Consider the following 14,431-nt stretch of genomic DNA (forward strand, 5'->3'; position numbering starts at 1 on the left):
TCATTCTCCTAACTGTGAAGAGGTTGAGGTTGTGAACGACAACTGTTGCCAGCCACAACTGGGAGCAATAAGGCCAGTGCGAAAATCTCGCTGCGCTTGTTCAATCAGTGCACGCTTTGGGCGACCATTGGCGGTTAACCAGGTTTGCCAAGTGCTCGGCTGATTCACTAAAAGTAAACTTTGGATTTGAGCGTAATCGGGCAAACTGCGATTAAGCTGCTGTACTCGTTGTTCCATCTCAGGCAAAGGTCGGTCGATAACTGCGGTTAACCCCTCGTCATCATCCCCTACCACCACCAAACGGCATTCAGGCATCCACACTAAAGCGCGAGATTCGACCCACTCTGGTGCGATGTTGCGACCAAAACGCGTGATGATGAGATTCTTCTTACGCCCAACAATGCACAGATAGCCGTTCGTATCGAGAGTGGCGAGATCACCCGTTGCGAGCCATTCGTCCGTAAATGGTTCACCGATATAACCCAGCGCGCGGTTACCACGCACCCACAATTCGCCATCATCCGCCAATTTGATTTGCAGATGGCTCAGCGGCTTGCCACAACTGCCCGGTTGATCCTGTTGCGGAGTATTCATGCTGACGACAGAAGCACATTCTGAAAGCCCATAACCTTCATAAGCGGGTATACCCAATGCGCGGGAGGAATGAATGAGTTCAGCCGCAACTCGGGCGCCGCCCACTGCCACCCACTGCAAGGATTGAGCAAGCTCTGGGGCTTGCTTAACCACATGAATCAAGGCAATCAACAAAGCAGGAGTGAGCACTAAGCTGGAAGGCTGGTATTGCCCGAGAGCCTGAGCAAAGCGAACCGGAGAAAACTGGCTGGAACCCGATAAGCCCACTTCGTCCCCAAACAGTACTGTCGAAGTGACTCCCAAGAACAGCGGCACATAAATTCCTGTAATGTTTTCCAGCAGTGTCGATAACGGCAACATGACTAAGTGCTGCTTGACTTGGGCACACATCTGCTCCGCAATGGCGATGGTGACTCGTTCTAAGTTCTGCTCACTCAGACACACACCTTTAGGCGTCCCTGTCGAACCCGATGTGAAGGTAATTTTTTGAGTATCGGGCAGAACACGATTCGGTTTATCACTTTGATAGTGCCAAGCGTTATACCCTTCTAACTGCACGGTTGGCTCACCCAATTCTGACCAATCACCCATACAGAGATCGACATCCGCTTCATTGAGCAGATGCGAGACTTGCTCAGGCGTAAAGAAAGTGGGGACGGGAACCATGACGATGTGTGACCACATAGCGGCTAAATCCATCACGACCCAATCCACGCTATTTTCAGCGCGTAGCGCAATGCAATTGACTTTCAACTGCTGCAAGTGGTCTGCGGCCTGCTCTACTTGCTCTAACAACTGCGAATAACTTAGGCTGACGCTTTCTTGCTGCGCGTTATGACCAACGAACGCGATCTGCTGAGGTTGATACTGAGCATGCTGCTGCAAGGCAGCGAGAATTCGATTCATCTTTCATCACTCACGCTTGTTTTTGATTAAGGTTTAACTGGTTTAAACGCGCACAACCTTGCACCAGATTTCCTGCCAGTATGCGAGGACTGTGCTGATAGTAAGTGCCCCACACTTGAGAGGCATCCGGGATACGAGTGGGCGAAGCTTTAGCAATCAGAGTCGGTTGCAAACCAAAGCGACGCATCAAAGCATGTAGCGGATCGGTCGCGGTAAAAATGCACCACTCGAATCCCATCGCGACTAACTGCTGTGCCATCAACCGGAAATGATATGCCGAAAGTCCGCGGCCAAAGGAAGCAAGGTGGCCGAACTCAATTAATCGGGAACGCGGAATTGAGCAAGCAAAGCGGTGGGCAAGAATCACGTCTGCGGGTTCATCAAGGTATTGCTCAAGAAACAGAGGCTCTTGCTCGGCAATGCGAAAACCACACACAGATTTCATCTCATTTTGGTCAAGTAACGCCAAATAGGCGGGCATGAATGACGTGAGATTGGCGTCAAAGGCTTGTTGATAACGCTCATGCACCAGAGCTATCGCCTCATCCCAGCGTGGATGAGTTGGATTAATCACTTCTAATTTGAGATCAGATAGACAAGGTAAGTGTTTCATCTGCGTTTCCCTTTGCTTACTCTCTAAGTCAAAAGTAATCCGCTTAACTTAAGAATCCCTTAGTACCTAACTAAGAAACTAAAAATCTACTGCACCAAAAGATAAGATAAAACTTCAGCGCCGTGTAAACATTCACGACGCTGAAAAGACTGAAAATGAAATGACGATAAGCAGACAAGGCCGACTAAAAAGAAGAGGCTATTTACAGTGTAAATTACTAAGCAGAGTCAACATATCCGCTCGCAGTGTTTGTTCGACCTGTCGTTTGCCATTTAACTGAAATTGCTCAGCACACTGTGCCCAACTTTTGCGTTGAAGAATTTTACCGATCAGTAGAGGCGAAGGAATGTGCGGTGTTGAAGTCGCTACATCCACTAACCAAGCAAATAACCACACCGCGACGCTCTCATAATTCGCGCCACCCTGTGCATAGCGTTCAATCAAGGCCGGAGACTGAAATTGGCTGTGGGGTTGAACACAATACGGCAGCAACTGCTGAACAATTTCTGGCTCTAACGGTTGCAGTGAATCGCTGAGTTCAAAAATCCAATGCGCGCTGAACTGCTGCTGAGCTTGCTCTAACCATGTAAGTTCATCACAGCGCACCATCAAAATGGAGTAGCAGCCACTGGCTTGATCTCGATGCGAACCAAATTTGACTGGAACAAAATTATTCGTTAACCAGAAAGGAAGCAAATCCTCGCTCACTCCGAAGCTGGTGGCGTAGTAATCCGCGTGATGCTGTTCAGTGAATTGATTGAGTAACTGGCTGCCAATACCTTCACGCTGGCAATCCGGATGAACAGCAATTCTTAACACGCGGTAACAAGACTGATGCGCCGCCTCTGCAATCCCTAATTGATTCGCCAAGGTCACAGGCGCTAAATGCCCTTTAGGGCGACGAGTGCCAAGCTGAATCGCTTCAATCAAGGCTTCATCCAACTCCCCTTCCTTAACAGCAAGCAGGCAACCCACACACCGCTCAGCACGATACGCAACAAAAAGCGTCATCGCTTCATCATTAAGTAACGAGAACAAATCATTCGGAGAAGTTTGATAGTGCGCATTTACCAGTAACGCAAACACTTCCGCTAAACGCTCGGGCTGCTGGACACAGTCGGTTTTGGTGAGACAAACAAACTTAAGTGGCTCAGTTCGTTCAACAGTAAGCTCAGGTAACTCACTTTGCAGCAGAAAAACTCGGTTTTGCCATTGTTCAAGTGCATCGCCCGCTGCCCAGCGAATGGGTTGATCAAGGTGCAGTGCGCGCATCTGTGGACGCTGTGTGTGCAACCACTGTTGAAATTTGAGGGAGAAGCCACGTCCGCAGCCTTCATAACCATGAATCGTCGAAGAGAAAACGATGCGGTGATATTTATCCACCAGACGTTTTAGCAATGGCAAAGGAAGCGCGGCGGCTTCATCAACCAGCAATAAATCACATTCCGGCTGAGTACGAAGCAGTTCGTCAGGCGCAATAAAACTCAGCGTTGAATTCTCCCACTGCATATGGCCACGTTTCGCATTGGCTTGGGTAAGTTTGCGCTGCGCATGAATAAACAGAGGATCAACGGATGCTAACGCAGGAGCTGTCACTAAAATCCGCACTGAACGCGACTGCATGAGTTCAGCCGCTGCGATACCGAGCGCGCTGGTTTTTCCACGCCCACGATCGGCCGTTAACACTAATGGACGTTTACGATGTCCGGTTACGACTTTGATGATGCTCTCAATCGCGAGTTCCTGCTGCGCATAGCTCATTTCAGGTAATGCGATCACACTCTGAGGCAATGGTGGGATCCCTTGAGGACTAATCACCAACAACTCATCCAATGCTTTTTCCAGCCAAATACGAGCTTCTTGTTGAAGTGAACTCGCCTCTCCCGTAACAATCAGGATCCCACTACCGGCTAATGTACCCAGTGAAGCATTAAAACTATTGGCATCCCAACCTTGGGTTAAATCGCAGATTAACAGTTGGCATTCTTTACCCAACCACTGCTGACCTTGGCGATAGTCGACACAAGTCACACCATCTAACTCAGTATCGCCTAACATAAATACCGATTGATTGGCAAAGTGGCTGATCAGTGGTTTTAGCGTACTGTGCAACCATGGTGTATCACCACGTAACCAGCATCCGAAGCGGGTGTTTTGCTGTTGGGCCAGTTGCTGAAGTTGCAATAAGTAGGTGAGTGGCTGAGTCATAACAAGCGATATCCCGAAAATGATGCATCATGTTAGCACAAGCAACACTGATCGCTGTAACGCCTTGAAACACATCACAAGGAATGCAGTTCTTTGTTAATAGAAGGCTAAAATATTTTTTCTTAACGACAAATTATATTTGCTTTATCCTAACAAAGAATTCACTAATTATGCACTCGAATCCCGGCATTGGGCTGGGCTAAAAAGGAATCAAAATGCAATGAAAACTTTCATTAAAGGATTGGTACTTTCTGCAGTCGTTGCCTCTTCTCAGGTTTATGCCGAGCAAACTCTTAACGTTTACGCGTGGGGTGGCTATTTACCAGAAAAGTCGCTCAAAGCTTTTGAACAACAAGAAGGCGTTACCATTAACTATTCAACCTTTGAGAATAATGAGTCAATGTACACAAAACTCAAACTTCTGAAAGGCACTGGTTACGATGTCGTGTTTGCGTCAGCTTATTTTATCGAAAAGATGGGTCGCGAAGGGCTGCTAGCAGAAATCGATCATAACCAAATCCCGAACATGAAAGATGCAATGCCAACGGTTCTCGGTTTAGCACACGATCCTCAAAACAAATATTCGCTGCCATACATTTGGGGTATTACTGGTCTTTACTACAACTCTGCCCTACTGCCTAACGGCATCACCAAATGGGCTGATCTGTGGGATAAGCAATACGAACAGCAAGTTATGCTGATCGACGATATTCGTGACGTTTTTGGTATGGCGCTTAAGCTTAATGGTTTTAGCATCAACACCAAAAATGAAGATGAAATCAAGAAAGCATACGAATCTCTGGTAGCGTTGAAAAATAACGTTCTGCTGTATAACTCAGACGCACCACATGTTCCTTATGTATCAGGTGAAGCGACACTGGGTATGCAATGGAACGGTAACGCGTATCAAGGCCAAGTTGAAATGCCTGAGCTGAAATTCGTCATGCCTGAAGAAGGTGCGGTACTGTGGATGGATAACTTCACCATCCCTTCTGGCAGCAAAAACATCTCGTTGGCACACAAGTTTGTGAATTTCATGTACCAACCAGAAAACCAAGCTGAAATCGTGAAAAGCTTAGGCTACGCTTCAGCAACCAATGGTGGCCGAGCTCTCCTACCGCCAGAGTTGCGTGATAACCCAACCATCTTCCCGTCTGAAGAAGACATGAAGAAAGGCGAATTTACTAATGATGTAGGCCCAGAAACTCTGGCGATCTACGAAAAATACTGGCAGCGTCTAAGAAACCAATAAGACTTCGCGCCAAAAACGCACAAAGCCCGCATTAAGCGGGCTTTGTTATTAGAGAAAGCGATTAATTCAGTTTGCGCTGTACAAAATCCAGAATGTCTTGCATCAGATCATCATCAATTTTCTTCAGATTCAGCACTAAATTGCTGCCTTTACGCGCATAGCTTGCACGACCTTTAATCAACTCCACTTTAGGCGTTTCATTGCGTTTCGGTGGCAGAACATCTTGGATCCAGCTTTCGATGGTTTCCGTCACATCTTTCGTAATACGTGCAACACCTTGAGCTTGAGAACGCTGCCAAACGAAGCCATTGGTTTGATGGCATTTCGCCAGTAATTGCTCACGCTGAGCCTCATTCAACTCATTAAATTGCTTGTGCAATTTCACGATAGTTGGACGCCCTAACTCAACCACACTGGGATAAGCTTGCAGAAGCTCCAGCGGCAGTGCTGCCGCTTTTAATGCACCACTAACCAAAGCTTCGCTGCACTGGAACATTTTCGCGAGTGCTTTTTGATCTTCCGCTTCACCGCTATCGAGCTTAGCCTGCATCTCTTTACCTTTTTCATACAGAGAAAGAGGTTTATGAGCATTCGCGACATCAGACAGAAACTTAGCATGTTCAGCATTAATGTTTTCTGCAACGTAAACCAGAAACTCTTTGCCGGCCAAGATACAAGACATTCTGCGTCGGCTACCATCGAGAACCTCAATCTTACCCTCAGCTGTCTTACGGCCAACAGCCGGGTACTGCTGACCACGTTCGCGCAAGGTTGTCAGCACATCGGATAGTGCATGCTCAGTCAAGAAAGCCTGTTCACGGGCATTCTGAGCAAATACGACAGTCTTTTCAGCGACTTCCTGTGCGGGAATACGCACCAGTTCGAATGTAACGATCTCTTCACCAGCAACAGCCAGTTCAATCATTTGTGCTTGCGCTTTCGCAGCCGATTGAGCTTCCGCAGGCGTGGTAGCGCGGCGTTTATCCGCCTTCCCAAAAAGTTTTGCATTGAGTTCAGAAGTTTTAATTGCCATAAGTTACTTACCCCTGATTAAGTGAAGGCCAATGAGAATGAAGTACGCGTTCTAGCTCTAATGCGCTTTTCTGAACGGCATCCTGAGCGGTGGCTAGCGTTTTTTTGCCGCCTTCAAAGTCGTTAACGGTCAAATCAAACACTGTGCTGTAGGTATCTGCACAAGTTTCAAAAGCACGGCTACGTGGGATAGTGGCCATCATCACTTGATCGCCTAACAAGTAGTTCATTTCGGTCAGTACCGATACTTGTTTCTTGTTGTCATCCTCAAACATAGTCGGCATCAAACGAACAAATTCTAGCCCTTTCCAATCTTCAGGGAACATTTCATAAACCGTCGGTAAATGCTGGAAGAAGTTCACTGTTGAAGCCCAGTCCAATCGTTTCGCCGCACATGGGATCAGTAAAGCATTCGATGCGTACATAGCATTCCACACCAGTGGATCAACGTGTGGACCAGTATCAATCATGATGATGTCAAAATCGTCTGAAATCTTGTCGATCAGCTTCTCTTTAAGCAAACGAACGATATCTAATGATTGATTTTGCGATAAATATTGCCACGCTTCTGCATTGAACATGGCATCTTCAGGAAACGCAGAAATGGTTTTCAAGTTTGGATACTGCGTCGGCAACATCACGTTCTTGCGTAAGAAATCAGCGTCTACTTGCACGTCATCTGGCACGTTATCCAACATAATATCGACTGCTGAATAGATATTGGTGTGCTCAGCTAGGCTGATTTGTGGATTCAAAAATAAACGCAGTGAGCCTTGCGGATCCAAGTCAATCAGGCAGATACGGTAGCGTTTATCTAAATTGAGTGCCAAGCAAGCGGCTAAATGCACTGCTGTCATCGACTTGCCTGTACCACCCTTTTGGTTTTGCACATTGATGATCCAAGGCTTGTTGTCGTTGTTCTTCTTACGCTCATGAAACTTAGGAACGCCCGCCGCATCCATCAGCATATGTGCTTCGGAAAGAGAGATAGAGTAGTGGTTAGCGTTATTTTTAGTAAATTGATGCCCCGCTTCTTCCATCTTCGCAATCGCTTCATCCAGCTTGCGACGAGTTAAACCTGAACGAGTTTCCATCAGTGCTTTTGACATCGGAGGAAAATGCTCATCACGGCGCTCCTCTAATACAATCTCAATACGATCAGCCTGCACTTGTTGGGTCAGTTGTGCAAGCTGGTAGAGATTCTCTATCGTTTGTTCTCTTTTCATTGCCAATTTCCGTTATTAGGGCTTAAAACCAATTGTACAGCATAGATTACTTAAAACAACAAAAAGGTGAACGTAAAACTATGAATTAAAATCACACATATTGGACTCTTAACAGAAAATTGATATCAAATGAACAAAAGAACTCATCAAAAATAGTTTTCGATAAGAAGGTAATGCGTCAAAAACGGTTATAAATTTAAAATATTACAACGTCACTTATTTACAATGTAAAGTAAGGATAAATATGTATAGCAATGACAATATACGGAACGATTAAATACAGCCACTAACTTACGGTTAATGCTATTTACATTTCGATTACTCTTCAAATTAAGCCAAAAGTCTACACTGAGAGGAAATCCATCATGTTTCCAGCAGCCCCGAAACGATGATCAAGAGAAACATCATGATCATGCTTCCGAACAAAATCAAAGAATATGGAAAGATGATCAAGAGAGTATCAGCTCTAGAAATAGGTTAAATATGATCCTTCATTGATGATCCTTTTGCGGATCGATGATCAAGAGTTCTGTCAGCACGGAAGCATGTAAATTTTCCATACTTTTACGGGCAATGTCAGATAGAGAAAGGCTTCTGGCTCTAATAGGCTTGAAATCCCCGACACAAAAAGAGATGGGTCTTAATGAGATACGCAAACTTACAACCATGATCATGCTTTCGTAACGAGCAAAACTCTTCAATAGAGGCAAAGCGGTGAATGTGCATTGTCCATTTGACATCAAATCAGAGAGTATTCTAAAAAATTGCTTAATATTAAGCCTGCTCTTGATCATCTTTCCGAAACGAAAGTGGCTCTGTATGAGTGGAACCAACCGTAAATTACGCAATAACAAATAGGTTCTGTGGATAAACTGTGTGACTACCTTGATCATGCTTAGCGCATGCCTTTGATCATAGGTGCGATCGTCATATGATCATGCTTTAGGAAAAAAATGATCATGCTTTCGATCTGGCATTGATCATGGTTTCAATACCCCTATGATCATGCTTCTGACGCGATAAAAATAATTCGCTTATATTACATAATGTTAGAGCAGAATTCGCACTCAGATCATTAGATCACTCTAATCATAATTAATCATTTAAATCAGAAAGATCAGTTATTTAAAAACAACAAATTTTTCTTTATTTATGATCTCTTTTTCTTTATTCTCGTGGAACTATAGTGATATTACGGTAAGTGTGATACGGATCTAACCATGAGCTCAGAAGAAAAACTCTTGATCAAGTTGCCAAGAACTCACAAAGATGGTCATCTTTTTGAAGTCTCTGAAGCAGCAATTGACTGGATTGAACAGTATCAACACTTCAAAGGTGTGACTAAAAGTATCGTTGAATTATTGAATCTCATCTCATTGCGTGGATTACGCAGCAAAGATGGATTAGTTTCTACGACAGAGTTGATTGATGCCACTGATGGTCAATTGACCCGTGCGGCAATCCAACAGCGCTTAAGAGCCGCGGTGGCTACTGGGTTATTTAAACAAATACCGGTTCGATTTGAAGAAGGGTTAGCAGGTAAAACCATGCTGCATCGCTTCATCAATCCTAATCAATTGATCTCAGTACTAGGATCAACCAGTTTAGTTACTGAGTCTGTAAAACAAAGCGAAAAGCAAAAACGTTCCAAAGCTTTAGCACAGACTCAAGTCAATCAACGTTTGTTGCATGAACATGGCTTAAATACGCCACCAGCAATGAAAGATGAATCCGAGCAATTTGTTGTCTCACCGACCAACTGGGCTGGGATCATTGATCAAGCGTTAGCGCCACCTCGCACACGTAAAAGTTACCAAAAGTCCATGGTGTCTATTTCTGGCACGCGCGCGGTGATTGAAACGCGATCGTCAAAAAATATAATGACCGTTGATGATCTGATGACCTTGTTTGCGTTGTTTACTTTGACTGTTCAATACCATGATCATCATCAAGACGATTATCATTTCAACGCAAAACAAGCACCGAATAAAACACCACTCTACATCACGGATATTCTGTCCTTACGTGGTAAAAAAGACAGTGGGCCTGCGCGCGATTCGATCCGTGACAGTATTGATCGCATTGAATTTACCGATTTTCAGTTGCATGAACTGACTGGCCGCTGGCTCAGTGAGAACATGCCTGAAGGTTTTAAGAGTGATCGTTTCCGGTTTTTAGCTCGCACCATCACCGCTTCAGAAGAAGCTCCTGTTGAGGGAAGCGATGGCGAGATCCGGATCAAACCCAACCTGTACATTTTGGTGTGGGAACCCTCATTTTTTGAAGAACTGCTAACGCGTGACTACTTCTTCTTGTTTCCACCGGAAATCCTGAAGCAACACACTTTAGTCTTCCAGCTTTACTCGTACTTCCGTAGCCGTATGTCACGTCGTCATACTGATGTGATGCTGCTCAGTGAATTGAATCAAAAACTGGCAAGAAACATTGAATGGCGTCGTTTTTCAATGGATCTGATCCGTGAGCTTCGCCGTCTTTCAGAAGGGAAGGGGAGTGAGGATCTGTTTGTCGTCAACCTGTGGGGTTATCACCTCACGGTCACCACAGTGCAAGAAAAAGGCAAAGTGGTTGATTACCAAGTGGATATCAAATGCGATGTGGAAGAAGTACTGCGTTACTCTCGTGCGAAAACCACTAACGCAGGCAAACGCAATATGGCTCCAACCTTGCCAAACCCACTTCGTAACGAGTTAGTTTCTAAACAAAAGTTGGCTGAGCTTTCGAGCATTATTGACGGTGAGTTTGAACCTATCCAGCGTAAAGCGCCGTCACCACGAGGACGATTGGGCCGCCGTGTGAAACTGCGTAAACATCTGGTTGAGATCAATGCTGACGAGATAACCATTACCTTATCTCGTTATACCTCTTCAGAGGCGCTAGAACGTAGTATAACGGCTTTAGCTGCAATGACTGGGCATGCCCCTTCATCCATCAAAGAAGAGTGCGTAGAGCTGATTGACAAGCTTGATTGGCTGCGTGTCGAAAATGATGTGATCCAATATGAGACCCTGAGTAAGCTGTTGGAGCTGTATAATGGTCAAAATGAGAGCAAACACCTTTCGATCGAGAAACTGATCGCCGGTTTAGCTGTGCGCCGTAAAGTGTGCAAAATGGTTCAGGATGGCCATGTTGACGAAACCGTGTACCGTGCTTTGGATGAAATGGCTGCTGGGGTTTAAGCGCAAAATGGCGAGATTTTTGTGACTTAAACCTGACAGCAGGCTGACATTTTGCCTAATGGCCGTGGCTACACTGTTTCTCGAATAGACAACCTTTTGTCCTATCTGATGAAATTGTAGATTGGCTCATATGTTTTTAGCGAGTTTGAATAACTCGCTATTTTTTTGTCTGCAATTTGGCAAGCACAACAATGTCTTCAGTTTTTACCGAGCTCATGATGAACAACGCCTTGATCATCGTTCCAAGCATGGAATGCCATAAACTGCACATGCGCCTCAATCAACGCCTTGGACTGTATTTGTCCATCCGGTTGATGGTTGAGATGTTCAAGATTGATCACCATCAGTTGCTGCATACGCCTCATACACCAAGATTTCAGTTCCAAATCACATTCAGGTTGTGTCACACATAGCTGAAAACGGCCATAAGCTAGATTTAAGTATTGCTGCGCCTGAGCGGTATCTAAGTTTCGATAATGTTCAAATTGGCGTAAACAAGCGTCAAGCCAACAAGCGATGGCTTTGCTTTGGGTCTCATTCACTTCAGGTCCCCAGATTTGATCGGGAACGTTGAAGATCAATGGTTGTAGCATGACGACATGTTCACGGCTTTGGCTTTGATACCAATCGTGAACCTCACTTAACCAAAGATGTAATTCATTCATGTAGCAAGATCCCATTAACAAAATGGCTTGATCCGGTTTGATCAATACGACCAGGACAAAGATGCTGATGGCTCGGATCAACGGCGACGATATCGAAAGTTTGGCCCACGATTCAGTAATTTGCCATTTGATGCATATCGGCCGAGGAAAAAATAAAAATCAGGGATCTTATTGAAAAGGAACAGAGTTGAGGGCTGGAATAAGGTCATTATTTGGCAGGGCAGCCCACTAATTTAGCGATGTGCTTGTGGATTGGCAAAAAGAATATCTATAGTTTAATTGATAAGATTTCTGAAGTATTGCCACAGTCACAATACGGATTAAATCTACTTAACAAAGTACAGCCCCTTTGCTACAGATTAGTTGTTCCTAGCATGGTTTTTCGGAGGTATTTATGTCCATCAATTCAATTGACCATGATGACATGACGAACATTGCCAACAAATGGGATTCCGTTGAGGAAATTGAGTCACTGAAACCTGTAAAAAACGTGAAGTCTGCGGAGGCCCGTCGCCGTATCGAAACCTTACGTGAGATACGTGAAAGCGGGCTTACTATTGAAGAAGCCAAAGAGCTTGGATTACTACACTAGCACTTGGCGTTACGCAAAATCGATTAAGGGTGACTTAGGTCACCCTTACTTATTTTTACCGCTTTAGTTGATTTGAAGCAGCCAAAGCAACATTTTGACTCTTAATTTTCTGCATTCCTATGCTATATTTCGCTTCACGATTTTATTGACTGTGGGCTTACTAATGTCTTTCAACCTTGCATTACTGACTGCGGAAGAAAAAAACAAAGTAGAACTTGATAAACAAGCTTCTTTTCTTGTTTGGCGACTTAAGCAAGTAAAATCAGGACCGGAAGAGATCACTAAGCAGATGGCCAAGATTGCTTCTGAAAGCGAAAAACAGTGGTTTCAACAGTCGATAGAGAAGTACAAAAGAGTGATGGGCGTTGCGTAGCGTCTATGCTCTGCAGGTGGCAAACACCAAGCCTTCTGCTAAAATCCGTCGCAACAAATTGAATTAGAGAGAACATCCCAATGGGAAGAAGTTTTGAAGTGCGCAAAGCCTCAATGGCGAAAACTCAAGGCGCAAAAATTAAAGTTTACTCAAAATACGGTAAAGAGATTTACGTTTGTGCGAAAAACGGCGGTACTGACCCTGATATGAACTTGTCGCTTCGTCACCTGATCACGAAAGCGAAAAAAGACCAAGTACCAGCACACGTTATTGAAAAAGCACTGGATAAAGCCAGCGGTGGTGCAGGTGAAGATTACCAACCAGCACGTTACGAAGGTTTTGGCCCAGGTGGCGCAAGCGTGATCGTTGACTGTTTGAGTGATAACGGTAACCGTACTTATCAAGATGTTCGCCAATGCTTTGTGAAAACAGGTGCGAAAATTGGTACCCCTGGTGTGGTTGCTCACATGTTTGATCACCAAGCTGTTTTCCAATTCCAAGGCGATGATGAAGAAGCGATTCTTGAAGCGCTGATGATGGCTGATGCTGAAGTGACAGACATTGAACTGGAAGATGGCGTGATCACAGTATTCGCACCAAACACCGAGTTCTTTAAAGTGAAAACCGCTCTGAACGAAGCATTCCCAGACCTGACTCTGGATGTGGAAGAAATCACTTTCGTTCCACAAAACCGCACAGTAGTCAGCGGCGAAGACGCAGAAAAGTTCCAGAAATTCCTAGACATGCTGGATGACTGCGATGACGTACAGCAGGTTTACCACAACGCTGATATCGAATAATCGTTATCTTAAAAGCCGAGCGAAAGCTCGGCTTTTTCTTTTAGGATAAGAACAAAAACAATAAGGAGAAAAAGATGAAAGTCAGCTTTATTGGATTAGGCGTTATGGGCTATCCCATGGCGGGGCATTTGCAAAAAGCGGGTTTTGAGGTGACGGTGTTTAACCGTACTCAAGCGAAAGCCATAGCATGGGCAAAGCAGTTTGGCGGCCAATATGCTGCAACAGTTGTGGAATGCGTTAGGGAAGCCGATGTCGTGCTGACTTGCGTAGGTAATGATGATGACGTACGCAGCATGACCACGGCACCTACAGGCGCTATACCAGCGATGAAGCCGGGCGCGGTATTGATCGACCACACCACGACCTCCGCACTGCTTGCAGAAGAGCTCTCAGCGGCTGCGCAACAAGCGGGTTTACGTTTTATGGATGCACCCGTTTCGGGTGGTCAGGCTGGGGCTGAGAATGGCGTCTTAACGATCATGTGTGGTGGTGATGCTGCGCTTTTTGATGAGATGCAACCAATTTTTGCCGCTTACGGACGTTCTTCTGTATTGATGGGGAAAGCAGGGCAGGGGCAGCGCGCTAAGATGGTGAACCAGATTTGTATTGCGGGCGTACTGAATGGCTTGTCTGAAGGATTGCTGCTGGCAGAGCAAGCTGGGCTGGATATTCCGAATCTGGTTTCCTGTTTGAAAAATGGTGCGGCAGGGTCTTGGCAGATGGAAAATCGTGCGCTCACTATGAGCCAAGAGAAATTTGATTTTGGCTTTGCGATTGACTGGATGATCAAAGATTTAGGTTTCTGTCTGGATGAAGCTGCGCATTTAGGCTTGAAGCTGCCGATGACAGAAAGCACGATCGCGGCATATCAACGTCTTTCCCAACAAGGGTTGGGCCGTATGGATACATCGGTGCTGATCAAAGCGATTAAAGAGACAAACGGTTAGTAACTTTTCGATGAAACAAAGCGCCT

Annotated in this window: 11 protein-coding genes and 1 pseudogene; 6 read left to right on the plus strand and 6 right to left on the minus strand. The window is 45.2% G+C overall.

Annotated features, from left to right (window positions below):
• The 3 genes from D908_RS12325 to D908_RS12315 form a co-directional block, all read right to left on the minus strand.
• The gene (locus tag D908_RS12325; RefSeq protein ID WP_005523771.1) at window positions 1-1,500 is read right to left on the minus strand and encodes an AMP-dependent synthetase/ligase; all 1,500 of its coding nucleotides are present in this window, start codon (window positions 1,498-1,500) and stop codon (window positions 1-3) included.
• 10 nt (window positions 1,501-1,510) lie between these two features.
• Window positions 1,511-2,113, minus strand: coding sequence for a thermostable hemolysin (locus D908_RS12320; protein ID WP_005523774.1), 603 nt, complete (start codon window positions 2,111-2,113; stop codon window positions 1,511-1,513).
• A gap of 198 nt (window positions 2,114-2,311) precedes the next feature.
• On the minus strand, window positions 2,312-4,321 hold the full coding sequence (locus D908_RS12315; protein ID WP_005523776.1) for a tRNA(Met) cytidine acetyltransferase TmcA: 2,010 nt from the start codon (window positions 4,319-4,321) through the stop codon (window positions 2,312-2,314).
• A 220-nt stretch (window positions 4,322-4,541) separates the two neighbouring features.
• Here D908_RS12315 and D908_RS12310 point away from each other — a divergent pair, with 220 nt between their 5' ends.
• On the plus strand, window positions 4,542-5,573 hold the full coding sequence (locus D908_RS12310) for an ABC transporter substrate-binding protein (RefSeq protein WP_000846698.1): 1,032 nt from the start codon (window positions 4,542-4,544) through the stop codon (window positions 5,571-5,573).
• Between the two features lie 61 nt (window positions 5,574-5,634).
• On the opposite strand, the gene D908_RS12305 is transcribed toward D908_RS12310, so the two are convergent.
• Window positions 5,635-6,606 carry a ParB/RepB/Spo0J family partition protein gene (locus D908_RS12305; protein WP_005523778.1) on the minus strand — a complete coding sequence of 324 codons (972 nt, stop codon included), beginning with the start codon at window positions 6,604-6,606 and terminating at the stop codon, window positions 5,635-5,637.
• Window positions 6,607-6,613: 7 nt separating this feature from the next.
• Window positions 6,614-7,831 carry an AAA family ATPase gene (locus D908_RS12300; RefSeq protein ID WP_000817994.1) on the minus strand — a complete coding sequence of 406 codons (1,218 nt, stop codon included), beginning with the start codon at window positions 7,829-7,831 and terminating at the stop codon, window positions 6,614-6,616.
• A 1,220-nt stretch (window positions 7,832-9,051) separates the two neighbouring features.
• On the opposite strand from D908_RS12300, the gene D908_RS12290 reads away from it, so the two are divergent.
• On the plus strand, window positions 9,052-11,028 hold the full coding sequence (locus tag D908_RS12290) for a replication initiator protein RctB domain-containing protein (protein WP_005523788.1): 1,977 nt from the start codon (window positions 9,052-9,054) through the stop codon (window positions 11,026-11,028).
• Between the two features lie 197 nt (window positions 11,029-11,225).
• Here the strand turns inward: D908_RS12290 and D908_RS12285 are convergent, their stop codons facing one another.
• Window positions 11,226-11,693, minus strand: a complete 468-nt coding sequence (locus tag D908_RS12285; protein WP_005523790.1) for a hypothetical protein — start codon at window positions 11,691-11,693, stop codon at window positions 11,226-11,228.
• Between the two features lie 394 nt (window positions 11,694-12,087).
• On the opposite strand from D908_RS12285, the gene D908_RS12280 reads away from it, so the two are divergent.
• From D908_RS12280 to D908_RS12265, 4 genes and pseudogenes are all read left to right on the plus strand, one after another.
• Window positions 12,088-12,285 (plus strand): PA3496 family putative envelope integrity protein, encoded by a 198-nt coding sequence (locus D908_RS12280; protein ID WP_000026550.1) that lies wholly within the window; start codon window positions 12,088-12,090, stop codon window positions 12,283-12,285.
• A 163-nt stretch (window positions 12,286-12,448) separates the two neighbouring features.
• Complete coding sequence (locus tag D908_RS12275; RefSeq protein WP_000009504.1) at window positions 12,449-12,658, plus strand: DUF3283 family protein; 210 nt, start codon at window positions 12,449-12,451, stop codon at window positions 12,656-12,658.
• An 80-nt stretch (window positions 12,659-12,738) separates the two neighbouring features.
• Window positions 12,739-13,458, plus strand: coding sequence for a YebC/PmpR family DNA-binding transcriptional regulator (locus D908_RS12270; RefSeq protein ID WP_000533703.1), 720 nt, complete (start codon window positions 12,739-12,741; stop codon window positions 13,456-13,458).
• Between the two features lie 47 nt (window positions 13,459-13,505).
• Window positions 13,506-14,405 (plus strand): annotated as a pseudogene (locus tag D908_RS12265) (NAD(P)-dependent oxidoreductase); the annotation flags it as partial.
• Between the last annotated feature and the right edge of the window lie 26 nt (window positions 14,406-14,431).

Origin of the sequence: Vibrio mimicus CAIM 602 (genome assembly GCF_000338875.1) — a bacterium.
Taxonomy (GTDB): domain Bacteria; phylum Pseudomonadota; class Gammaproteobacteria; order Enterobacterales; family Vibrionaceae; genus Vibrio; species Vibrio mimicus.

What these genes read in the sequence shown, in the direction of transcription:
- D908_RS12325 (WP_005523771.1), bottom strand. Translation starts at nt 1,500, where the DNA reads ATGAATCGAATTCTCGCTGCCTTGCAGCAGCATGCTCAGTATCAACCT.
- D908_RS12320 (WP_005523774.1), bottom strand. Translation starts at nt 2,113, where the DNA reads ATGAAACACTTACCTTGTCTATCTGATCTCAAATTAGAAGTGATTAAT.
- D908_RS12315 (WP_005523776.1), bottom strand. Translation starts at nt 4,321, where the DNA reads ATGACTCAGCCACTCACCTACTTATTGCAACTTCAGCAACTGGCCCAA.
- D908_RS12310 (WP_000846698.1), top strand. Translation starts at nt 4,542, where the DNA reads ATGAAAACTTTCATTAAAGGATTGGTACTTTCTGCAGTCGTTGCCTCT.
- D908_RS12305 (WP_005523778.1), bottom strand. Translation starts at nt 6,606, where the DNA reads ATGGCAATTAAAACTTCTGAACTCAATGCAAAACTTTTTGGGAAGGCG.
- D908_RS12300 (WP_000817994.1), bottom strand. Translation starts at nt 7,831, where the DNA reads ATGAAAAGAGAACAAACGATAGAGAATCTCTACCAGCTTGCACAACTG.
- D908_RS12290 (WP_005523788.1), top strand. Translation starts at nt 9,052, where the DNA reads ATGAGCTCAGAAGAAAAACTCTTGATCAAGTTGCCAAGAACTCACAAA.
- D908_RS12285 (WP_005523790.1), bottom strand. Translation starts at nt 11,693, where the DNA reads ATGAATGAATTACATCTTTGGTTAAGTGAGGTTCACGATTGGTATCAA.
- D908_RS12280 (WP_000026550.1), top strand. Translation starts at nt 12,088, where the DNA reads ATGTCCATCAATTCAATTGACCATGATGACATGACGAACATTGCCAAC.
- D908_RS12275 (WP_000009504.1), top strand. Translation starts at nt 12,449, where the DNA reads ATGTCTTTCAACCTTGCATTACTGACTGCGGAAGAAAAAAACAAAGTA.
- D908_RS12270 (WP_000533703.1), top strand. Translation starts at nt 12,739, where the DNA reads ATGGGAAGAAGTTTTGAAGTGCGCAAAGCCTCAATGGCGAAAACTCAA.